The following is a 21,673-nucleotide window of genomic DNA, read 5'->3' on the forward strand; positions in this document are numbered from 1 at the left end:
GCTGGAAACCAAAAAAACTCCCCGCCTCCCCGCCTCCCTGCTCAATTCTCAGGAGGGGGTGGGACGGGGCGATCGCGCATTTCGAGTTTGTAGCGGGCGCGGTATTGCGTGTGGCAACCGCGGCATGCGGCCTTGACGGCGTCGATGCGGTTGGCGCGTGCCGCGGCGGCGCCGTCTTTGGCGATGGAGGCCCAGTGCGAGTACTCTTTTGGGGCGAAGGTCGCCAGCTCGTCGAGCGCATTGGCGAGGGCGAAGGGATCCTTCGCCGCCATGGCCGCCGCGGTGTTGGCCTTCATCCATGCTTGAAGCGGGAAGGTTTTCGCCTTGGGGTCAGGCGTGGGGTCTGCAGCCGCCGCTTGGATCGCGAAGAAGGCCACGCAGGCGAAGGCAACGAGATAATGTCTGTGTGATCCCATGAAACGAACCCTCGTCGAATTGATCTCCGCGAAACGCGATGGCCTCAAGTTGGGGACGGACGAAATCAAGCGCCTGATTGCGTCGCTCCTCGATGGGAGCCTGGCCGATTATCAGATGGCCGCCTTCTTAATGGCGGTCTTTTTTCGCGGGCTCGACGATGAGGAGACCGTTGCGCTGACCCAGGCGATGCTCGAGTCCGGGCAGGTACTCGACCTCTCCGATGTGCGTGGCGTGAAGGTCGACAAACATTCGACCGGCGGTGTCGGCGACAAGGTGTCGATCTGTCTTGCGCCGCTGGTGGCGGCGTGTGGGGTGCCGGTGCCGATGGTCAGCGGACGCGGGCTTGGTCACACGGGGGGAACGCTCGACAAGCTGGAAGCGATCCCGGGGTTTCGCACGGATCTCGATGTATCGGATTTTTCGCGCATCGTGCGAGACGTCGGGACGTGCATGATCGGGCAAACGAAGGAGATCGCGCCGGCCGACAAGCGAATTTACGCGCTGCGGGACGTGACGGCGACGGTGGAGTCGGTGCCGCTCATCGTCGCGTCGATTCTATCGAAGAAGCTGGCCGAGGGAATCGATGCGCTCGTGCTCGATGTAAAGGTGGGGCGCGGGGCCTTCATGAAGACGGAGGCGCAGGCGCGCGTGCTGGCCGAGGCGCTGGTGCGCGTCGGAACGCGCGCAGGCAAGAAGGTGAGCGCGCTGTTGACGAACATGAACGCACCGCTGGGCGAGGCGGTGGGCAACGCCAACGAAACGCGCGAGGCGCTGGAGATTTTGCACGGGCGCGGGCCTGCGGATTTGCGCGAGTGCACGTTGCTGCTCGGGGCGGAGATGCTGGTGCTCGGCGGCAAGGCCGCGGATGCGAACGAAGCGCGGACGGAGCTTCTGGCGGCGATTGCCGATGGCAGCGCCGTGGCCGTGATGGAGAAGATGGTGACCGCGCAACATGGCGACGCGCGCGTGGTGCGCGATCCGTCGCTATTGAAGATGGCCCCGGTGGAGGTGGCCATCGAGGCGCCGCGCGAAGGGTTCGTCACGGCGGTGGATGCCCTGGAAATGGGGCTCTCGGCGGTGGCGCTGGGGGCGGGCAGGACGCGCACGGACCAAGCGGTGGATCCCGCGGTGGGCATCTCGGTGCTGGCCAAGCCGGGCGCGCGCGTGGGGAAGGGCGACGAGCTGGCGCGCGTGATTGCGCACTCGAAGGAGGCCGCGGCGCCCATCGTGGAACGGGTGCGCGCGGCCTTTGCGCTGGGGGACGAGGCGCCCCCGGCGCAGCCGCTTCTTCTTTCGCGTATCGGCTGAGAGCTACTTGAGGCGCGAGCCGGGGGGCGCGTCGCCTTCGACGGTCGCGAGGTGCAGCGCTTCGCTCGGGCCCGTGGCGAGGAGCATGCCTTGCGAGACGAGGCCCTTGCCAAAGCTGCGCGGCTCGAGGTTCGCGACGACGATGATCTTGCGCCCGACCAGGTCCTCCGGTTTGAACGAGAGCGCCAGGCCCGCGATGATGGTGCGCGGCTCCGCCTCGCCCAGGTCCACGGCGAGCTTCAGCAGCTTGTCCTTGCGGGGCACCCGCTCGGCGGTCTTCACGAGGCCGACGCGCAGATCGACCCCGAGGAACGTGTCGTAATTGATCGCGGGAGGCGCTTCGGCCGCCGGGGATGCGGCTGCCGCAGGCGCTGCCGTCGCGGGTGCCTCGGCGGCGGGTGCTCCGTGCATGTGCGGCGCAAGCTTCGTGAGCAGCGCCGCCTCGGCGTCCTTGTCGATGGTCGGAAACAACGCCGCCGCGAGCGCCAGCGGCTCCCCCGCGGGGCGCGGCGTGAAGCCCTTCGGCCAGAGATCTTCACCGGCCTTCGGTGCGAGTGGGGCAAGTCCGAGTTGCGCCCGCAGCCCATCGCTCTTCTTGGGCATGGCCGGCCAGATCATCACACTGAGCTGCCGCAGTGCCTCCAGCAGGGTCGCCAAAATCGTATGCGTGCGCACCATGTCGCCCGCTTTGGCCGATGCCCACGGTGCGGCCTTGTCGACGTACGCGTTGGCCGCGGACGAAAGCGTCCACGTTGCCTCCAGCGCGCGATGCGGCGCCAGCTCGTCCCACGCCGCGCGTGCAGCTGCGGATGCGTTGGCCGCGGCCTCGGCCAGCTCGCGCTCAAGCGGCCCGATCTCGCCCATCGGCGGCGTCTTCCCGTCGGAGAACTTCACGCAGAGGCCCAGGGTGCGGCTCAAAAGGTTGCCCAGGTTTTTCCCGAGGTCCGCGTTGTATCGTTCGATCAGCGCGGTGTGCGAGAAGTCGCCATCTTGCCCGAAGGCGATGGCGCGCAAGAGGTAGTACCGCAGCGTGTCCGGCCCGAGCTCGCGCGCCAGCCGCAGCGGATCCACCGCGTTGCGGAGCGACTTGCTCATCTTCTGTCCATCGACGGTGAGGAAGCCGTGCGCGAAGACTTGGCTCGGCAGCTCCTTTTCGGTGTAGCCGGCCGAAAGCAAGAACGCGGGCCAGTAGATGGCGTGGAAGCGCAGAATGTCTTTGCCCACCACGTGCACCGCGCGGCCGTTCGGCGGCCAGTAGCGCCGCAGCGGATCGCCTTCCTTGCCCAGCGCCGTCAGGTAATTCGTGAGCGCATCGAACCACACGTACATGACGTGCTCGGGCCGATTCGGAACGGGGATTCCCCAGGTGAAGCTCGTGCGCGACACGCTCAGATCGCGCAGGCCGCTGGAGACGAAGCTGATCACCTCATTGCGGCGTGAGGCCGGCTCCACGAACGACGGGTTGCGCTCGTAAAAATCGAGCAGGGGCTTTTCCCAGCGCGACAGGCGGAAGAAGAACGTCTTCTCTTTGACTCGCTCGACCGGCTTGTGATGGATCGGGCAGAGGTTGCCCGGCAGAAGCTCTTTCTCGGTCTTGTACGATTCGCAGCCGACGCAGTACCAGTCCTCGTACTCGCCCTCGTACAGATCTCCGCGCTCTTCGATGCGGCGCCAGAGGTCCTGCACGTACGCCTTGTGGCGCGGTTCGGTGGTGCGAATGAAGTCGTCGTTCTCGATGTCGAGCACCGGCCACGCTTGCCGAAAGCGCTCGGCCATTTCGTCGACGAAGGCTTGCGGGGTTTTGCCTTCCTCGTGGGCCTGGCGTTCCAGTTTCAGCCCATGCTCGTCGGTGCCGGTGAGCATGCGCGACTCGTCGCCCACCAGGAGATGGAACCGGCGGAGCGCATCGACCACGATGGTCGTGTAAGCCGTGCCGACGTGCGGGATGTCGTTGACGTAGTAGATCGGTGTCGTGACGTAGAAGCGATTCACACCCCGGGAAATAGCACGCATTTTCCCCCTCCCGATCCCGATCCCGCTCCCGAAGTCTCAAAGACGGAAGCAGGGGGAGCGGGTCGGCCGAATCGCGCTCTATTCGCGCTCTATTCGCGCGCGCTGGGATTGAGCGCGCGCACGGGCGGGAAGCCGGCGCGGGAGGCACGCGGGGCGCGGTCGAGCGCCTGACGAAGCGGCAACATGAACAGCCGCTCGACGCCGATGCGCAGTTCGTGGGGCGGTGCCGCGTCCGGTGTGGACTGCATCAGCTTGAGATCGCGAAGGACGGCGCGCTGCTCGGCCGCCTTCATGTCGGCGGCGGCCCCCGGCGGCAGGGTCGTGGTGATTTCCGCGGGCATGGGGGCTACGAGCACGACCTCGACGCCGCCTTGGCGGATCCACGTGGCTTGGTAAAGCGTGGCAATGGGGCCGACCGCCTCGTGGAACATGAAGCCGCGCCACTCGAGTGGCAGCGACAAATCGAAGGTGCGCCCGTCGATCTCCAGGTTGGTGCCATCGAGGACGAGGTTTTCGCCGCGCGAGCCGGTGAGGTAGATGCGCTGCAAAGACTGCGGCGCATAGCACTCGGCGACGCGGAGCAATTCTGCGGCGTGGGTGGCGGTCATCGCGCTTTCCACGCCTTGCGAGCCGACGGCATCGGCATCGGGCACGGTGATGGCGCGGCTCAACATGTCGCGGGCGGCAAGGGCGTCGGTCGGGCTGCTCACGCGCACGCGCTGGTAGCGGGTCTGGTGCGCGGTGGTGAAGGCCAAGAGGGCCTCGCTTCGCATGTGGTTGGCCAGCACGGTGATGCCGAAGGGCACTTGGAACTCTGCCAACACAGTTGGCTCGGCTCCAGGTTCGAGCCGCACCAGCGCCGATCCTTCGGCGGTAACGGCACCGCGCGGGCGACGCGGCCTTCGCGCGCGCAACGTTTGCGCGACCCGAACGAGCCCCCCGAGCGCCACGCCGATGAGTACGACGCGGTCGAACGGTGCCATCGGCAACGTACACCCGAGCGCCCCGAGGGCGACAAAGGCGAGCGCAACCGATAACTCCCGTCGCCGGGACGAGCTGTTCGGCGGCTCACCGAGAGGCCATTGCCACCGCTGATCCGCTCGGACACTCCTCATGAAGCCCTCGCCGCAAAACGATCCCGCGGCACCATCGCCGCGCGGGATAGCCCGTTCATTAAGTAACTAGCACCCGCCGTCCACCTTGGCTTGTTGGATGAAACGAAAAAGCTTTGGGGGGCGCCGCCGCCGCACCGCGCGCCGCGCTAGTGAAGCGCGGCGCGTTCTCGTGCGACGGACGAATTACTTGCTTGCGGGAACGTTCGGCTCCGGATCCGTGTCGTCCGGTAGCTTATCGCCGTCGATGTCGCGGACGGGCGCCGGGAAGCCACCTTTGGCCGGGTCCGTGACGACGCGAGGCACATCGCCCTTGAAGCCGTCTGCAAGAAACGTGGCTACCGTCGATTGGAGCTGGAGGTACTGCGGAGCAAGGGTGATGAGGTAGCCCTCCGCTCCGGCAGCGGAAGACTTGGGGAACGGGTCCGAGGTGTCGAACCGGGCGAACGGCGCCTCATAGGTGCGCCGGGTTGCGGCCGACACCAAATTGGAGGAGTGCTGCGACGGAGACGATTGCACGACAACCGCAGTGACACCTTCCGTCATGTTCTTGCTGATGACGCCTTCGGTGGCCGCGATGTTCGGCAGCAATTGGTCGTTGCGACCCGTCAGCGTCTTGACGTTCGAGATACCCGCATTGGAGCCCGCGTTCGGCGCTGCGAGGCCCCAGCCACCTGCACGTGCCAGCGCTTCGTTCGCCTCGTTCGGGACGACTTCGTCGTAGAGGACTTCGAGCTGGAGGATGTTGCGCGGCGGCACCGGTGTGCCTCCAACGCTGCGCGGCGACTTGATGAGCAGGTCGGCATAGTTCAGCGGATCGCCCGCGTCGGCGATGGTCTGCAACAAGGTGATGAGCGGGTGCGATTCGCTCAACTTGTCATCGGTGAACCCGAAGTTGATGCCCGCGGCCGCCTTGAGCAGCTCGAAGATGCGTGGCGAATGCGTCGCGAGCTCCACGAGAAGCCCTCCGCCGCCGACGTTGAGAACCCAGTTCTTGATGTTCGGTTCGATGGCGGCCGCCGTGGCCCCTTGAATGGCGCCGAGCGAGTCGCCCACGTACGCGATTTTCGTGGTGTCGAGTTTCGGTGCTGCGGCATCCGATGCTCGCTTCAATTCCGTGATCCCCGCGGCAGGGATCCCGCGAAGGGCGCGCACGAGTTGTGTCGTGTCGAGGGCGGCCTGACGCATTTGATCGCGCAGGGCGCCAATGTTGATTAGTCCGCCGAACAATGCGGTCGACCCAGGTTGGCTGCCGTCGAGCAAGCCATCGCCCTTGTTGCAGCTGGTGTCGCTGGCCGGGCATCCCCAGGTTGCGTTGTTGTCCTTCGTGCCGAAGTAGCTGCTCGTGACATCTTTGAGCGCGGTGGGAGCGACGCCGCGGGCGCCGAAGGTGATGCTGTCGATGGCGACGGTGGCGAAGCCCCGCGCGGCGAACGAGTTCGCGAGGGCGAACATGTAATCGCGTGAGCTGTTGAGACCGTGCTGGACGATGACGACGGGCCAGCCGTCGGCCGGCATCTCCGCGTTGGGAATCGCGACGGTGACCCAGATCCGGGCCTTCGAGGAGACGGACGTGTCGAGCGTTCCATCGGCTTTGCGCGCGAAGGTGGCGTGACCCGGGGTGGTGTAGCCGCCGCTCTTGGCCTGGAGGAACGAGACGGCTTCGAAGGCGGCCGTGCTGATCGAGGCCAGCTTGTCGTGCGCACGCACGGGGAGGTGCGTCGAGGGATTGTCCTGGCTGAATGGCGCCGGGAGCTTGTTCGCGTCCGCCACCGTGCCCAAGTACTCGTCGAGCGTGGCGGTCCATCCTTCGGCCGCACCGGTGCCACCGAAGCGCGCCGCGCTGAGCGGGCCCGTGGCCTGTTGGGTCCAAGCCAGCGTCGGCGCCGGCGTCGCGTCGATGGCCTCGCGAAGCTTGAACAGCTCGTCGGCCATGCTGTTCGTGGTAAACGGTGCCAAGGCAACGATTTCCGCGCTGCCGAGCGCCGAGCCGAGTACGCTCTTCGCCTTGTCGTACGCTTCGCCGTAAATCTTGGCCAATCCAGCGCGGTCGCCTTTGCGGATTCGGTCGAAGTCCGGGCTCGTGGTGAGAGCATTGCCCGACGCGAGCTTCACGCGATTGGTGAGCACGGCGGCGTACTTGTGCCCTTCCTTGAGAACGGTGCCACGCGCGGGGCCGACGGCGATGGATGAGCGCGTGCCGGCTCGCTCGTTCGTGTGGAACGCGGCCCGACAGCCGATGCGCGCTTGCGCCGCGTCGGAGGCCTCCAGGTCGACGAGGAAGACCGAGCTTGCGTCGCCTTTGCAATCGGCCTCCGTGGCGGGAAGGCTCGCCTTGTCGATTTCGGCGGCGGCCGGTTGGCCATCCACGGTGCTCGACGAATCGTCGACATAGAAGAGCGACATGGCCACGCGCGAGAAGCCGTTGTTGGCCTGAAGGTCGTTCGCGATGAAGGCGGCGCCTCCCTGCGAGGGAATGACGGCGTCGATGCCTCCGATGGGCCCGATGCGGCCATTCGAGCCGAGATAGACGTCGCTAGGGAACGGCACGTCGAGAAGGGCCGGCGGCGTGGTGGCACCAGCAGCCAGGCGGAACCTTGCGATGCCGTTCGCGCCGGCGTCGCCTCCGTCGGGGGAGGGCACCGAAACGTGATCGACCTTGTCGACCCAGTCACACCCCGCGGCGCTCGCGAGGATGGGGGTCAAAGTAACGGCGAGCGGAAAGAGTACGCGCTTGGCGTGAAGGCGAAACATGGATATCTCCAGGATTATCGTAGGCGCGAGGCGGGCGCTAGAGGCAACGGCGCGCTAGACGTTATGGCGTGCCCGGTGATGGGCAACCCAGGGCGCAAGGCGGGACCCTTGCTCGCCGACCACCGCTTCTTTGGCGCCGGTTTCCCGCTCCATGCGCGCTGCGGCAATGGCGACGGCCACGGCAACCGCGCGGCTCCGGTCGGCGGGCGGGGGTGCGTAGCCTAGCAGGCTGTCCTTGTGTCGCTCGAGAAAGCCCGTGTCGTAGCGCCCCGCGATGAAATCCGGGTGGGCGAGGAGCTTCTCGTGGAAACTCAGGTTCGTGCGGATGCCGGTGACGACGTATTCGCTCAAGGCGCGCCGCATGCGGGCGATGGCGCGGTCGCGGGTGGGGGCCCACACACTGAGCTTGGAGACCAGCGGATCGTAGTAGCTCGAGATTTCGCTTCCCGGGTACGCACCGCCATCGTCGCGCACGCCCGGGCCCGCCGGGACGACGAGCTGCTCGATGGTTCCAGGCGACGGCAAAAAGCCGGTGGCGGGATCTTCTGCATAGACCCGGCACTCGATGGCCGCGCCGCGCGCGACCAGATCGCGCTGGCCGAAGGTGAGGGGCTCGCCCTGCGCAACGAGGACCATTTCGCGCACGAGATCGAGGCCGGTGATGAGCTCCGTGACCGGATGCTCGACCTGCAGGCGCGTGTTCATTTCGAGGAAGTAGAAGCTTCCGTCCTGCGCGAGGAGGAACTCGAAGGTGCCCGCGGAGTGGTAGCCCACCGCCTTGGCGCCCTGCACGGCAATGGCGCCCATCTGGGCGACGAGTTCGCGCGACGCGGCGGGCGAGGGCGTTTCCTCGACGACCTTTTGATTGCGCCGCTGAATCGAGCAATCGCGCTCGAAGACGTGCACCATGTTGCCTTCGCGGTCGCCCAGCACTTGGATCTCGACGTGGCGCGGAAGGAGAATCGCTTTTTCGATGTAGACCGTGTCGTCGCCGAAGAACTTCTTGGCCTCGCTGCGGGCGCGTTCCCACGCGGAAGCCATTTCCTCGGCGCTGTCGACGCGGCGCATGCCCTTGCCGCCGCCGCCGGATGCCGCCTTCAGCATGACCGGGAAGCCGATTTTTTTCGCAGCCGCGGTGGCCTCTTCGGAGGTGTCGCACAAGGCACCGGGGACGATGGGAACGCCTGCATCTTGCATGCGTTTCCGCGCCGCCGTTTTGGAGCCCATTTGCCGCATGGCGCTGGCCGGTGGCCCGATGAAGGTGATGCCCGCCTGCTCACAGGCCTCCGGCAACAGCGGGTTCTCGCTGAGAAAGCCGTACCCCGGATGAATGGCATCGCAGCCTGCGCGCTTGGCCGTATCGACGATCTTGTCCACGCGAAGGTAACTCTCGGCCGCGGGCGCAGGCCCGATGGGATAGGCCTCGTCGGCCACCCTCACATGGAGCGCCGCCCGATCCACGTCGGAATAAACGGCCACCGCCGCAATCCCCATCTCATGAAGCGTGCGCACGACGCGCACCGCAATCTCACCACGGTTTGCGACCAGGACCTTGCGAAACGGCTTGGACATGGCCGCGCACTATAAGCCGCCCGCCCGCCCGACGGAAAACCGTCTTCGTGGCCAAAAGAGCGGTAGCTGCATACATCGCGCGCTCGGGCGGCTAGACTCGGCCGGGACGTGACCATTCCGTTCGACTTCAGTCGGAAGCCGCCGCCGCCTCCGCCCCCGGCAGCGCCGCCCCCGCCTCCGCCCCCTTCGGAGGAGCGGCGGATCGTGTCGGTGGCCGAGCTCGGGCGTGTGCTGCAGCGCACGCTGGAGGAGGTGCACGCGGCGCCCATTTGGGTGCAGGGCGAGGTGTCCGGCGTGCGGATGGCGCCCAGCGGGCATGTGTATTTTACATTGAAGGACGAGCGCGAAGAGGCGGCGATCGATACGGTCATGTACCGCACGAACGTCACCGTGAGGGCGCGCCGGTTGCTCGCGGAGGGGGCGCGGGTGCGCGTGCGGGGGAGGCCCACGTATTGGGCGCCTCGAGGGCGGCTGCAGTTCGTCGTCGATCGCGTGGAGCCCGATGGCAAGGGCGCGCTGCTCGAAGCTCTGGAGAAGCTCAAGGAAAAGCTACAGGCCGAGGGGCTCTTTGCCGTCGAGCGAAAGCGGCCGCTCCCCGCGGAGCCGCGCATCATCGGCGTGGTGACCAGCGCCACGGGCGCCGTGATCCACGACATCTGCAAGGTCGCCTTCCGGCGCGGCGGCGCGAACATTTTGCTCGCGCCGGCCACCGTGCAAGGGCCCACCGCGGAGAGCTCCATCCGCTACGCGCTGCATATGTTGCAGCGGGTGCGCGGGGTCGACGTCATCATCGTGGGACGCGGCGGCGGCTCCAGCGACGACTTGCGCGCCTTCAACGACGAATCCGTCGTGCGTGCCGTGGCTGCGTGCCGCGTGCCCGTGGTGAGCGCGGTGGGGCACGAGGTCGACGTCACCTTGACGGACTTCGTCGCCGACGCCCGTGCGGCCACACCGTCGCAGGCGGCGGAAATGGTGGTGCCCGACGCGCGCGCCCGGCGCGATCTCTTGGACCATGCGCGGGCCCGCCTCGATCGCGCCATGCGCGCGCGCCTCACGGAAGACCGCGTACTTCTCGGCCGCATCGAGCGCAAGCTGGGCGATCCTCGCCTGGCCATCGCCACGCAGAAGCGCACCCTCGATGAAGCCACCCGCCGCATGCAGCGCGCCCTGGCGCGGGAGCTCGAGGCGCACAAAGGCCTGCTCGCGCGCATCGAACCACGCCTCGCGGCGCAGCACCCGGGGCGCGTCATCCTGCGCGAACGCACCGAGCTCGAACGCTACGAACAGAGACTCGTGCATTCTGCACGCAAGGCTCTGAGCGCGCGCGCGGGGCTCGTGGGGGGCCTCGCGGGCCGGCTCGATGCCATGAGCCCGCTCAAAGTGCTGGGTCGCGGGTATGCCATCGCGACGCTACCCAACGGGCACGCGCTTCGCTCGGCGGACGAAGTATCCATCGGCGAGCGCGTCACCGTGCGCCTTTCGCGCGGACGGTTCGAGGCGGAGGTCGTCGCGCGGAGCGAGGAAGAGCAGCCAGAGAAGGACGAGAACGAGGAGACATCATGACGACCCGCAGGTTCGCGGTCATCGGCGATCCGGTGGCGCATTCGAAGAGCCCGCGCATGCACGGGGCCGCGTTCCGCGCCCTCGGCTTGCCGCACACGTACGAAGCCGTCCGCGTGGGGCCGGACGAGCTCGAAGGCCTCGTGCGCGACCTGCGCGCGGGCAAGTACGACGGCGTGAACGTCACCGTGCCGCACAAAGAGAGAGTGCTCGCCTTCGTCGACGAGCTCGATCCCAGCGCGCGGGCCGTGGGCGCCGGCAACACGCTGGTCCGCCAGGAAAATGGCGCCGTCGTGGCGCACAACACCGACGTGCCCGCGCTGGTCGCGGAGTTGCGCGAGCTCGCACCCGAGCGCGATGCCGAAGGGTGGGCCGAAAAGCAGGCCCTCGTTCTCGGCAGCGGCGGTGCCGCGCGTGCGGCCGTCGTGGCCCTCGCGGTCATGGGCGTACGCCTCATCACCGTGCGCGCGCGGTCCGTGGAGCGCGCAACCACGCTCGCCGAGCTGGTCATGCGCGCAGGCGCACCGGCCCTGCTTCGTGCGCAGCCGCTCGCACCGAGCGAAGACGATGGCGGGTTCAACGTCATCGTGCAGACCACGAGCTGCGGCATGGAGGGCGCTGCACCTGGGGAAGCGGTCTCGGGCGCCGTCGATTGGGACCGCCTCGCGCCCGATGCCGTGGCCCTCGATGCCGTGTATTCGCCGCCGGAAACGCCGTTTTTGCGCGCCGCCTTCGGCCGCAACCTGCGCGTCAAAAATGGACTCGGCATGCTGACCGCCCAAGGTGCGCTCGCCTTCGAGCTCTGGCTCGGTGTGCGCGCGCCCCGGGAGGTCATGCGCGCGGCCCTCGTCTCGTGAAAGCGCAGCGGTAAAATGCCCCGTGTGTCCACCGGTCAGAACTTTCAGCGCCTCGGGTACCGGCGGATCGTCCAGCTTCTCATTTACCTGGTCATCATCCCCACCGTCCTTCTGCTGACGTTGGGCTTCGTCCTGATGTTCATCGGCGAGGGCAGCATCAACTTGCTGCTCGGCATCTTGACCGTGACGTTCGTCTCCGTCGTCGTCACCGGCGTCATTTTGGTCCTCGTGTTCGTGCGCCGTGAGGCCAACTTGAGCGAGCTGCAAGCCGACTTCGTCTCCAAAGTGAGCCACGAACTCCGCACGCCGCTCACGGCCATCCGCCTTTTCGCCGAGACCATCGAGCGTTCGCGCGAGGACGAGAGGACCGTCGACCAGTGCCTCGATCTTCTTCTCGGCGAGTGCGAACGCCTCACCGGCCGCATCGAGCGTTTGCTCGACTGGGGGCGCATGGAGGCCGGGCGGCGCCTCTATCATTTGAGAGAGCAAAGCGTGACCGAGGTGTTCGAGCACGCCGTGTCCGCCTTTTCCGCGCTGCGAACGGACAAGATCGACTTCGAGAGCGAGCTCGAGCCGGATCTGCCGAAGATCCACGCCGACCGCGATGCGCTGGTCGATGCGGTGGTGAACCTTCTCTCCAATGCACACAAGTACGGCGGGACTCCGCCCGTCGTGCGACTGCGGGCGTATGCGCCAGCCACGGGCGGTGTGGCCATTTCGGTCACCGACAATGGACCGGGCATTGCGCGCCCGGAGCATCGGCGCATCTTTCAGAAATTTTACCGCATCGACGATCGCCTGTCGCGCGAGCGCGAGGGAAGCGGACTCGGTCTGGCCATCGTGAAGCACGTGGTGCGCGCCCACCGCGGACGCATCGTGCTGGAGAGCGAGCCGGGGAAGGGGAGCACCTTCACCTTGGTGCTGCCGACGCCACGCCGATCGCGTAAGAAGAAGACCAGCGGCGCCCACCCGGCGGCGGAGGTCTCCGGCTGATGCGAGAGAACCAACCCAAGACGCAACGCAAGGTCTTGGTCGTCGAGGACGACCACAGCATCGCACTCGGACTGCGCATCAATCTGGAGAGCGAGGGCTACACCGTCTTTCTCGCGGACGACGGGGAACGCGGGCTGGAACTCGCGCAGGGCGAGGAGCCCGATTTGGTCATCTTGGACATCATGCTTCCCAAGATGAACGGCCTCGAAGTGCTGCAGGCCATTCGCCGCAGCGGCCGCACCATGCCCATCATTTTGCTCAGCGCGCGTACCGCGGAGATGGACAAGGTGACGGGCCTGGAGCTCGGCGCCGAAGATTACGTGGCCAAGCCTTTCAGCCTGGCCGAGCTGCTCGCGCGCGTTCGCGCCGCCCTGCGTCGAGGGGCGATGGCGCCCCTGGCCACGATGCATGCCTTCGGCGACGTGATCGTGGACGAAGGCGCCCGCAGCGTTCGCAAGGGCGGCCAGCCTGTCGACGTGACGGCGACCGAGTTCGATCTGCTGGTGTGCCTGCTTCGCGCCAAGGGCCGCGTGCTCACGCGGGAGGCGATCTTTCAAGAGGTGTGGGGTCCGAACCACCACGGCACGCCCCGCACCATCGACAATTTCGTCCAGCAGCTCCGGGCCAAGCTGGAGACCGATCCCCAGAGCCCGCGGCACTTCCAAACCGTGCGCGGCGTCGGCTACCGCTTCTCGCCGAGCTAGAGCACCTTCGGCGAGGCTGTGCTATCCCCGGGCGACGATGGATCAAGCTCTCCTTCGTCAGTACATCTCCACGGTTTACGAGCTGCCCACGCCCGATGGCCCGCTTCGCGTTTCGCTCGATGGAGACTCCGCGACGGATCCCTCCATGCTTCCCGAGCTGCTCACGCGCCCCTTTGCCGTCCTCACGGCGTACAACCCGCGCTCGATGCTCCTGCCGCGCAAGGTGAACGAAGGCCGCCATACGGTCATGCGCGACCTGCTCATCCTCGGTTGCTACCGCGTCGAGCAGTGCGTCGGCTACGACGAGGAGCCCGATGGTACGTGGCGCGAGCCCTCGTGGCTGGTGCACGCGATGGATCGCGACGAGGCCGTGGCCTTCGGGCGCGTGTTCCGCCAGAACACGATCCTCGTGTGCCACAACTCCCGCCCCGAGCTGATCGTGACCGATCCCACGTGCGACGACGTTGGCCGCGTCATCGTGGGCACGTGGCGCCTCAGGGCCTAGCTTTCAATGGCTCGTGCCCCGCTCGGTCGTAGCACGACGATTCGTCGCGCGTGGGCGCCGCGGCTGAGGGGCGTGGGTGTCCGGGACAGGGGCGTGGGTGTCCGGGACAGGGGCGTGGGTGTCCGGGACAGGGAGAGGCGGTTTGGTTCGGGCATTTTCCGGCTGGAAGCGGATTGGCACCGCAATGGCAATGCGTCGGGTCAGACCCTTCGTGCTCGGTGTTCCGGACACCGCGCCCGCAAGGTCGCAGATCAGGATGATGGGTTGCCATTGGTATGATTGGGAGGCAACAGCCCTCCACGTGCCCGTTGATAGCGAGGAGCCACTCCTACGGGAGCCTCGCCGGCGGGAACAACATGCGGAGCGGTGACGGGATGCGCAGCGGGCGCGGACCGGTGGCCGAATTCCTCGTTGGGTGAAGCTGCGTAAACAACTGCTCGCTCCACCGGAACTTTTCCTACCCTCATCATTTTTGTCTGGCAGAGAAGTCCAGAAGAAGAACGTGTGCGATTGCGCGGATGCGCGATCACGCACCCGTTTGTCCCCCGTGCCGGTCGTGGGCCCTTTGTCGGAGGCCATGCGATTTCCAGTCTCACTGTGCACCGAGAAACGAGCCGCCCGGCGACGACTACGCCCCGTCTTTGGCGCAGCGGAAGCCGGTCATGACGAGGCGGTAGGTGCCCGGGTGGTGCACGCGGTTGGTGCTGCGCAGGCTCGGGCCGTCGTAGTTGTAGGCACCGCCGCGTAGAACGCGCTCGCAGATGCGCGGAATGGGGTTCGACCCCGTGAAGCCTTGCTTGCCCTCCTCGCGAAGCTTGTTCAGCGCGGCGAGGATCTCGGGGCAGCTTCCCGGCTTGCCCTCACTGGCCGTGGGGCGCGTGTACGCGATGGGATCGTACTCGTCCTCCATCCATTCCCACACGTTGCCCGCGAGATCGTCGTGGCCGTAAGGGCCTTTGCCCTTGGGGTGCGACCCCACGTCGTCGGTGGCTTGGCGCCCGAGATCGCGCCCGAAGACGGTGAGCTCGGGGGTGGCCGGCTGGTTGCCCCAGGGAAATTTGCGGCCGTCGTCGCCGCGGATGGCGCGCTCGTACTCCGCCTCGCGCGGAAGGCGTTTGCCGCGCCAGGCGCAGTACGCGTGCGCGTCGTCCCAGCTCACGCCGTTGATGGGCTGCCGCGGCCCATGAAAGAGCGACTCGCGCGCGGCGTGCGAGCGGGTGGCGATGTTCGCATCCGCAGGCCGGCACGCGTGGGCGGCGACGCATTCCGCGTAGGCGGCGTGCGTGACCTCGGTTCGGTCGAGCAGAAAAGGCTTCAACGTGACCGCGTGGGCCGGATGCTCGTCGTCCTGCCCTCCGCGATCGGCGCCCATGGTGAAGGTTCCGCCAGGAACAGGCAGCATCTCCGCGTCTTCCGCTCGAAGGGGGGCGGAGCCGGCCAAGATGGCCACGAAGCCCGCGCAAAGCGCAACAAGAACAGGCCCGCGAACCGAAATCACCGTACCCCTCGATTACCACGAGCGCGGGCACCCGTGCTAATCGGGTTCCGTCCGTGATTTCCGTCTCCCACCTCGTCAAGCACTACGGGTCCCACGTCGCGGTGGACGATGTCTCGTTTCGCGTGGAAAAAGGCCAAATCGTCGGCTTTCTGGGCCCCAACGGCGCCGGCAAAAGCACCACGTTGCGCATCCTCTCGGGCTTTCTCGGAATGACGTCGGGCAAGGTCGAGATTTGCGGGCACGACATCGAGGAGGCCTCGCTCGAGGCGCGCCGCTCGGTCGGCTACATGCCCGAGGCCGTGCCGCTCTACCCCGAGATGCGCGTCGTGGAGTACCTGACCTTTCGCGCCGAGCTCAAAGGCGTGGCCCGCGCCAAGCGCCGCGCTCATGTCGACGACGCCATGGAGAAGGCCAGCGTCTTCGACGTGGCCAACACGCTCATCGGCAAGCTCTCCAAGGGCTACCGCCAGCGGGTCGGGCTCGCAGATGCTCTGGTGGCGAATCCGCCGCTGCTCATTTTGGACGAGCCCACGGCCGGGCTCGACCCGAACCAGATCCGGCAAGTGCGCGAGCTCATCGCCGGGCTCTCGGGCGAACACACCGTGCTCCTGTCCACCCATATCCTGAGCGAGGTCGAGCAAAGCTGCGATCGCGTGATCCTCATCGCGAAGGGCAAGCTCCTCGCCGAGGGCAAGACCGCGGACATCCGCAAAATGCGCCGGCCCACCGCGCTCGACATCACCGTGCGCGGCGATGGGCAAGCCGCAGCGCGCGTGCTGAAGGCCATCCAGGGCGTGGCCAAGGTGAAAGAGGCAACGGCGAAGCAGGAGGACTCCGCGAGCTTTCAGGTCACATGGGCGAAGAAGCTCCCCGACGCCGACATCGAACAGACCATCGAGGCCGCCGTTTCGGCATTGGTGGCTGCGGGACTCGGCGTGCGTGAGGTGCGGCCGGTGGGCAGCTCGCTCGAGGACGTTTTCACCGAACTGACGCGCGGACCCGCACCGGAGGAGCCGTCGTGAGCGGGTTCTGGCCGATTTTCAAGCGCGAGCTCTTCGCCTTTTTCGTCACGCCCATCGCGTGGGTGCAGATCTTCGTCTTCTGCCTCGTGCAGGGGATGCACTTCTACTTGGTCATCGACCATTTTGCGTCGCAGCCGGAGCTCGCGGGCGATCAGACGCCGCTGCAGGCCTTCTTCGGCAACACGGTGCTTCTCTACATCGTGCTCTTTCTGCTCGTGCCGCCCATGACCATGCGGCTCTTCGCCGAGGAGCGGCGCTCGGGCACCATCGAGACCTTGATGAGCGCTCCGGTCTCGACGCCGGCGGTCGTTCTCGGCAAGTACCTCTCGGCGCTCACGGTCTATGCGGCAATGTGGCTGCCGACCGTCGCCTACCTCGTGATTCTGCGGCGCACGGGCGTGGTCGATTGGCATGTGGTGGCGGCGAGCTACCTCGGCGTCGTGCTGGTGGGCGCGGGCTACCTCTCCGTGGGCACCTTGATGAGCGCCATCACGCGCACGCAGTTTCTGGCGCTGGTGGGCACCGCGTTCGTGCTCCTGGTGCTCTTCATCCTGGGCGTGGGTGAGTTCGTGACCCCTGCCGGAAGCACGCTGCACGACATCTGCGCGCACGTTTCGGTGTGGGCGCAGATGAACGACTTTGCCAGCGGCATCGTCGACTCGCGCAGGCTGGTCTACGACGCAACCTTGATCCTGCTGCCGCTCTACGCCACCGCCCGCGTGGTCGATGCGTGGAGGTGGGGATGAAAAAGAGAGTCCTCGACGCGGGCAAATCCCTCCAACTGGCCGGCATCGTCGCGGCCGCGGTGCTCGCGATCGTGCTCAACGTGCTCGCCGCGCGCCACTTCCGCCGCTGGGACTGGACCAGCGGCAAGCTTTACACCTTGAGCACGGCGACGCTCTCCACGTTGCGCAACCTGCAGGAGCCGGTGCAGATCTGGGTGCTCCTCGGCGGCGGCGATCCGCTCGAGCAGAGCGTCAAGCAGCTCCTTTTGAGCTACACGGCGGAGACGGACAAGCTCGACATCCACTACATCGATCCGGATCGCGACTTCGTGGCGCTGCAGGACATTCGCAAGCGCTTCAACATCGACGTCGATCGCACCGATCAGGGCCGCATCGTGACCGACGCCATCATGGTGGTCGCACGCGGCGACCGGCATTGGTTCCTTCTGCCGGGCGACATGTTCGAGGCGGCGGGCGAGGATACGCAGGCCAAGCCGCGCGAGGAGCAGGCCATCACCGGTGCGATCCGCAGCGTGCTCGGTGGCGAGAAGGTGAAGATCTGCTTCACCACCGGGCACGGCGAGCTGTCGCTCCAGCAGATGGGCCCCGATGGGCTGCGCGTCTTTCGCGACATCCTGGAGAAGAACAACTACGAGCCGGTGACCATCGACACCACCGAGCCCAACGCGTACGAGCCCTTCAAGGGCTGCGCGGTCGCCATCATCGCGCGGCCGCAGGGGCCGTTCGCCAAGGACGAAGAGGCGCGGCTGCGCACGTATCTGCTCGAGGGAGGAAGCTTGCTCGCGACCCTCGGGCCGATCAATGGCACGGGCGAAAACGGCATGAGCCCGCCCGGACTCGCCGACGCGCTCGCACCGTTCGGCATTGCGCTGGACGAGGACTTCGTCTTCGAGATGGCGCCGCGCCTGGCCATTCCGCGGACGAAAAATGCGCAATTCGTGGTGACCCCGAAGGATCACGCGGTGACGGCGGGGCTCGTGCCCGCGGATGCGTCGCATCAGCCTCCGCGCGTGGTGATGGCCATTGCGCGATCGCTCCACCGGGTGCAGGCCGATGCGACCATCTCCGATCTGTTGGTGACCAGCGACGAGGCCTTCGGGAGGCGCAGCATCGCGGGCGCGGCCGATTGGACCGATGCGCCGGACAAGCGGCCGCAGGATCCGGGCGGGCCGCTGGTGGTGGCCATGGCCTCCGAGCGCGCGAAGATCGGACCTTCGGCTCCGCACGGCCCGCGCGTGGTGGTCATCGGAGCGCGCAGCGTGATGCAGGAGCAAGATTGGACCGAGCCGAGGGCCACCCGCGGTGCGGCGATCCTCGTGGAGAATGCCATCGCGTGGCTCGCGGCCAAGCCGCAGATTCTCGACGTGCCGGCCAAGGCCGAGGTGGCCGCGGGGATCAAGATCAGCGACGCGGAGCGCTCGGACGTGCGCAATTACGTCTTGTTGCTGCTGCCCGGTGCGGTGGCGTTCCTCGGTGTGGCCGTGGCGCTGGCGCGGCGCTCGACCGAACGGCGCCCCCGCACCCGCGAGCCGGGCAAGGCCGACAAGTCTCAAAAGAAAGGTGCTTCGTGAAGGTGAAGGGCGGCGTACGCCGGCATCTGACGTCCATCGTCTTCATCGTCGCGGCGGTCCTCGTGTCGATTTATGCGTACGTGGTCGATCGCGGCAAGGTGAGCGATCCCGAGCGCAACCAGCGCGGTGCCGCGCTTTTTCCGGCGTTTCGTCGCGACGAGATCTCGCGCATCGAGCTCACGGGTCCGAGCGAGAACCTGGTGCTGGAGCGCGGCACAGCGGGGCAAGCGGAGCAAGCCGATTGGCGCATGGCCTCCCCCGTGCCTGCCGCCGCGGAGCCTTCCGCCGTGGAGGCGCTGCTCGGCGCCCTCGATGGCGGCAACGTGATCCGTCGCGCCGAGGGGCAGAATTTCGACAAGCCGCGCCTGCGCGGAACCATCGCGATGGGCAAAGTGATCTACCGATTTGCCCTGGGTGGCGAGGCGCCGGTTCCGGAGGGTGCCGCGTATTTGCAGCTCGATGGCGAGGGCTCCTTCGTCGTCGGGCGCGACTTGGTGACGCAGCTCCTGAAAGCGGCGGATACGTACCGCGAGCGCACGATCGTGCCGTACCTCTCGATTGCGCTCCGGCGCCTCGAGGTCCGGGCCGGCGAAACGTGGGCCATCGAGCGGGTCGACGAGGTGAGCTTTCGATGGGCGCCTCCGCAAGAGGGCCGCATCTCGCGCGATGGAATCGACCGCGTGTGGAAGGCGCTCGCCGAGACGCGCGCGGACGTCTTCATTTCCGATGCGGAGGCCGAGCGCGGGCAAGAGCAGACGACCCCCGTCATCGTGGTGATGACGCCGAAGGACGCGGGCAAGCCCCCGGGCGAACTCGCCGTGGGCGGCGTGTGCCCGGGGCACCCGGAAGACGTCATCGTCGTGCGGCGCTCGCCGACGCGGCTTTCGGCGTGTGCGCCCAAAATGGTTCTCGATGGATTGGGCACCCCGAAGGCGGATTTGGCCGACAAGCACCTGTTCGCGGCCCGCTTCGACGAGGTGGAAGAATTGGTCCTCGAGTCCCTGGATCCGGGCGGCCCGAAGCTCGAAATGGCGCGCATGGGCAGCGGCTGGCACGAGCGCTCTCCGGAAGACCGCGAGCTCTCCAAGGATGAAGTCGAGATGGCCAACACGCTCGTGAGCCAACTGGTGCGCGGCGAGGGGCGGTTGATCGATGCCGCCAAGGAAACGACGGCGTTCACCCCGCGCCTGCGCGCGGTCATCGGGCGCGCGGAGAGCCAGGTGCGCGAAGAGGTGCAGCTCGATCGCACGCCGAAGTCGCGCGCGGTACCGGGCGCGGTGTCGCTGGCCGACGAGTTCCTGGTGAAGCGCACCGCCGACGGTGCGCTCTTGGCCATCGACCGCGAGCTCGAGCGCAAGCTCGAACCGCGTGCGACCGCACTGCGCGGTCGCGAACTCTGGACGCCGCCGCTCGAGGGCAAGGAGGTCGCTTCCGTGGCCGCCCGCTGCACGCGCGGCATCGAGCAGGAACTCGTGCGCGAGGGCACGTCGTTCATCATGCGCAAGCCCGCAGGCTACCCGGCGGACAACGGCGGCGCGCTCGATCTGTTCGAGGCCGTGGCCCACACCAAGGCCGAAAGCTGGGTCGCCGATGCCGACGACGGCACCTTCGGCCTCGCCGAGGGATGCCGCATCGACGTGGGCGTCAAGGACACGACCGGCACGCGCAACGAATCGCTCCTCCTCGGCCGCGACGCCGAAAACGGCGTCTATGCGCAAATCGCGGGGCGTGCCCCCGTCTTCGTAGCCCCCAAGGCCCTCAAGGACATGGCGGCGCGGCCGCTGGTCGATCGCAACGCCTTCTTCATCGATCCGCCCAAGCTCACCGCGGTGACCCTCAAGCGAGGTGACAAGAGCCTCACCGGCACCGAGCCCATCTTCCAAGCCTTCTCCAGGCTGCGCGCCGAGGAGGTGAGCCACCTCGGTCCCGCGCGCCCGGACGAGGGCTTCGGCTCGCCCTCCCTCGAGGTGCGCGCCAGCGTGGGGACGGACGCAGGCCCCCGCACGTCGCGTTTCGTCTTCGGCCGCGCCACCTTGCTGCGCGACCAAAAAGTGTACTTTGCACGCATCGAAGGCATCGATGCGACGTTCCTCGTCGCCAAGGAGCGCCTCGACCCATTCCTGGACGCGTTCTAGCTATTCGAACAGGCCGCGGCGGCCCCAGTTCAGGACCAGGAGCTCGTTGGTTTCGCCGCGCTTGGTGGCGTCGCGGTTGATGAGGCGCGGGGCGCGCACCACGTGCACCGCAAAGTCGGCGTAGAGCGCGCGCGTCTCTTCGGTGTCGGCGTTGGAGAGCATGGCGCGCACGCCGCGTTCGCGCAGCGCGCTGAACTCGGCGACGAGGCGCGCCTGATCGTCCGGGCCGAATCCGCCCGAGGCGTAGCTCGTGAAGTCGGCCGTCTCCGAAACGGGAACGTACGGCGGATCGAAATAGACGAAGTCGCCCTCGCCGAGGGGGCGTGTGGTCTCGCAGAAGTCGCCCACCTCGATGTCCACGCCCTGAAGCGCCCGCGAAGCGGCCTCGAGCCGTTCCTTGTCGAGAATGCGCGGATTGGCGTGCCGCCCGAAGGGTACGTTGAATTTTCCGCTCGCGTTTACCCGCCACAGACCATTGAAGCAGGTGCGATTGAGAAAAATGAGGCGTGCGCCGCGCTCCACGTCGCTCATGTGCGACGGGTCCAGATCCCGCGTTGCGTAATAAAGCTCGGCTTCGTACCGGTACTGGCCCAGAGCTTCGATGACGGAGTCTACATCGTCGCGTACGGCACGGTAGCATGCGACCAAATCTTCGTTTCGGTCGGACAAAACGGCCCGTTCGAAAGGGCCCCGTTTTCGTTTTCCTTCGAGCCGCTCGCCTGCCAGGGCGAAGAACAGGGCGGCGCCGCCGGCGAAGGGCTCGGCGTACGTACGGATCCCGCCGCGGGCGACGCGCACTCTGCTCTGCAATTCAGGAAGCAAGCGCGATTTGCCACCGGCCCATTTCACGATCGGCTTCGGCGTCAGTGCTTGCACGTTGGCACCGCGTGTTACCATAACCGTTGC

The 21,673-nt window shown here is 67.0% G+C and carries 17 protein-coding genes; 10 read left to right on the forward strand and 7 right to left on the reverse strand.

Annotated features, from left to right (window positions below; genetic code table 11):
* Positions 1 to 41: 41 nt before the first annotated feature.
* The gene (locus tag LZC95_07195; GenBank protein WXA96619.1) at positions 42 to 416 is read right to left on the reverse strand and encodes a hypothetical protein; all 375 of its coding nucleotides are present in this window, start codon (positions 414 to 416) and stop codon (positions 42 to 44) included.
* Here LZC95_07195 and LZC95_07200 point away from each other — a divergent pair.
* Positions 415 to 1,725, forward strand: coding sequence for a thymidine phosphorylase (locus LZC95_07200; protein ID WXA96620.1), 1,311 nt, complete (start codon positions 415 to 417; stop codon positions 1,723 to 1,725). The two genes, LZC95_07195 and LZC95_07200, sit on opposite strands and share 2 nt — an antisense overlap.
* A gap of 3 nt (positions 1,726 to 1,728) precedes the next feature.
* On the opposite strand, the gene metG is transcribed toward LZC95_07200, so the two are convergent.
* The 4 genes from metG to LZC95_07220 form a co-directional block, all read right to left on the reverse strand.
* Complete coding sequence (metG, locus tag LZC95_07205) at positions 1,729 to 3,738, reverse strand: methionine--tRNA ligase (protein WXA96621.1); 2,010 nt, start codon at positions 3,736 to 3,738, stop codon at positions 1,729 to 1,731.
* A gap of 89 nt (positions 3,739 to 3,827) precedes the next feature.
* Positions 3,828 to 4,853, reverse strand: coding sequence for a hypothetical protein (locus tag LZC95_07210; GenBank protein ID WXA96622.1), 1,026 nt, complete (start codon positions 4,851 to 4,853; stop codon positions 3,828 to 3,830).
* Positions 4,854 to 5,036: 183 nt separating this feature from the next.
* Entirely contained in the window at positions 5,037 to 7,604 is a 2,568-nt protein-coding gene (locus LZC95_07215) for a hypothetical protein (GenBank protein WXA96623.1), read from the reverse strand.
* 54 nt (positions 7,605 to 7,658) lie between these two features.
* The gene (locus tag LZC95_07220) at positions 7,659 to 9,176 is read right to left on the reverse strand and encodes an acetyl-CoA carboxylase biotin carboxylase subunit (GenBank protein ID WXA96624.1); all 1,518 of its coding nucleotides are present in this window, start codon (positions 9,174 to 9,176) and stop codon (positions 7,659 to 7,661) included.
* Positions 9,177 to 9,284: 108 nt separating this feature from the next.
* Here LZC95_07220 and xseA point away from each other — a divergent pair, with 108 nt between their 5' ends.
* From xseA to LZC95_07245, 5 genes are read left to right on the forward strand one after another with little or no spacing between them, the layout of a single operon-like run.
* Positions 9,285 to 10,739 carry an exodeoxyribonuclease VII large subunit gene (xseA, locus tag LZC95_07225; protein WXA96625.1) on the forward strand — a complete coding sequence of 485 codons (1,455 nt, stop codon included), beginning with the start codon at positions 9,285 to 9,287 and terminating at the stop codon, positions 10,737 to 10,739.
* Complete coding sequence (aroE, locus tag LZC95_07230; GenBank protein WXA96626.1) at positions 10,736 to 11,593, forward strand: shikimate dehydrogenase; 858 nt, start codon at positions 10,736 to 10,738, stop codon at positions 11,591 to 11,593. Before xseA ends, aroE begins: the two co-directional genes overlap by 4 nt.
* Before the next feature lie 24 nt (positions 11,594 to 11,617).
* Positions 11,618 to 12,586, forward strand: a complete 969-nt coding sequence (locus LZC95_07235; protein ID WXA96627.1) for an ATP-binding protein — start codon at positions 11,618 to 11,620, stop codon at positions 12,584 to 12,586.
* Entirely contained in the window at positions 12,586 to 13,290 is a 705-nt protein-coding gene (locus tag LZC95_07240) for a response regulator transcription factor (protein WXA96628.1), read from the forward strand. The genes LZC95_07235 and LZC95_07240 overlap by 1 nt, the downstream gene beginning before the upstream one ends.
* A gap of 37 nt (positions 13,291 to 13,327) precedes the next feature.
* Positions 13,328 to 13,795: a DUF3293 domain-containing protein gene (locus LZC95_07245; GenBank protein ID WXA96629.1), complete on the forward strand. Its 468-nt coding sequence runs from the start codon at positions 13,328 to 13,330 to the stop codon at positions 13,793 to 13,795.
* Positions 13,796 to 14,423: 628 nt separating this feature from the next.
* On the opposite strand, the gene LZC95_07250 is transcribed toward LZC95_07245, so the two are convergent.
* Positions 14,424 to 15,293, reverse strand: a complete 870-nt coding sequence (locus LZC95_07250; protein ID WXA96630.1) for a formylglycine-generating enzyme family protein — start codon at positions 15,291 to 15,293, stop codon at positions 14,424 to 14,426.
* Positions 15,294 to 15,346: 53 nt separating this feature from the next.
* On the opposite strand from LZC95_07250, the gene LZC95_07255 reads away from it, so the two are divergent.
* The 4 genes from LZC95_07255 to LZC95_07270 are packed head-to-tail and all read left to right on the forward strand — an operon-like array spanning position 15,347 to position 20,767.
* A complete protein-coding gene (locus LZC95_07255; GenBank protein ID WXA96631.1) occupies positions 15,347 to 16,315 on the forward strand; it encodes an ABC transporter ATP-binding protein in 969 nt (322 codons plus the stop codon).
* Entirely contained in the window at positions 16,312 to 17,061 is a 750-nt protein-coding gene (locus LZC95_07260) for an ABC transporter permease (GenBank protein WXA96632.1), read from the forward strand. The genes LZC95_07255 and LZC95_07260 overlap by 4 nt, the downstream gene beginning before the upstream one ends.
* Positions 17,058 to 18,632, forward strand: a complete 1,575-nt coding sequence (locus LZC95_07265; protein WXA96633.1) for a GldG family protein — start codon at positions 17,058 to 17,060, stop codon at positions 18,630 to 18,632. The genes LZC95_07260 and LZC95_07265 overlap by 4 nt, the downstream gene beginning before the upstream one ends.
* Positions 18,629 to 20,767 (forward strand): DUF4340 domain-containing protein, encoded by a 2,139-nt coding sequence (locus LZC95_07270; GenBank protein WXA96634.1) that lies wholly within the window; start codon positions 18,629 to 18,631, stop codon positions 20,765 to 20,767. The genes LZC95_07265 and LZC95_07270 overlap by 4 nt, the downstream gene beginning before the upstream one ends.
* Here LZC95_07270 and LZC95_07275 read toward each other — a convergent pair whose 3' ends face one another.
* Entirely contained in the window at positions 20,768 to 21,643 is an 876-nt protein-coding gene (locus LZC95_07275; GenBank protein WXA96635.1) for a DNA adenine methylase, read from the reverse strand. It abuts the gene before it with no gap.
* Between the last annotated feature and the right edge of the window lie 30 nt (positions 21,644 to 21,673).

This window comes from Sorangiineae bacterium MSr12523 (assembly GCA_037157775.1).
Classification (GTDB): Bacteria; Myxococcota_A; Polyangia; order Polyangiales; family Polyangiaceae; genus Pendulispora; species Pendulispora brunnea.

What these genes read in the sequence shown, in the direction of transcription:
- LZC95_07215 (WXA96623.1), bottom strand. Translation starts at nt 7,604, where the DNA reads ATGTTTCGCCTTCACGCCAAGCGCGTACTCTTTCCGCTCGCCGTTACT.
- LZC95_07240 (WXA96628.1), top strand. Translation starts at nt 12,586, where the DNA reads ATGCGAGAGAACCAACCCAAGACGCAACGCAAGGTCTTGGTCGTCGAG.
- LZC95_07195 (WXA96619.1), bottom strand. Translation starts at nt 416, where the DNA reads ATGGGATCACACAGACATTATCTCGTTGCCTTCGCCTGCGTGGCCTTC.
- LZC95_07265 (WXA96633.1), top strand. Translation starts at nt 17,058, where the DNA reads ATGAAAAAGAGAGTCCTCGACGCGGGCAAATCCCTCCAACTGGCCGGC.
- metG (WXA96621.1), bottom strand. Translation starts at nt 3,738, where the DNA reads ATGCGTGCTATTTCCCGGGGTGTGAATCGCTTCTACGTCACGACACCG.
- aroE (WXA96626.1), top strand. Translation starts at nt 10,736, where the DNA reads ATGACGACCCGCAGGTTCGCGGTCATCGGCGATCCGGTGGCGCATTCG.
- LZC95_07200 (WXA96620.1), top strand. Translation starts at nt 415, where the DNA reads ATGAAACGAACCCTCGTCGAATTGATCTCCGCGAAACGCGATGGCCTC.
- LZC95_07220 (WXA96624.1), bottom strand. Translation starts at nt 9,176, where the DNA reads ATGTCCAAGCCGTTTCGCAAGGTCCTGGTCGCAAACCGTGGTGAGATT.
- LZC95_07210 (WXA96622.1), bottom strand. Translation starts at nt 4,853, where the DNA reads ATGAGGAGTGTCCGAGCGGATCAGCGGTGGCAATGGCCTCTCGGTGAG.
- LZC95_07245 (WXA96629.1), top strand. Translation starts at nt 13,328, where the DNA reads ATGGATCAAGCTCTCCTTCGTCAGTACATCTCCACGGTTTACGAGCTG.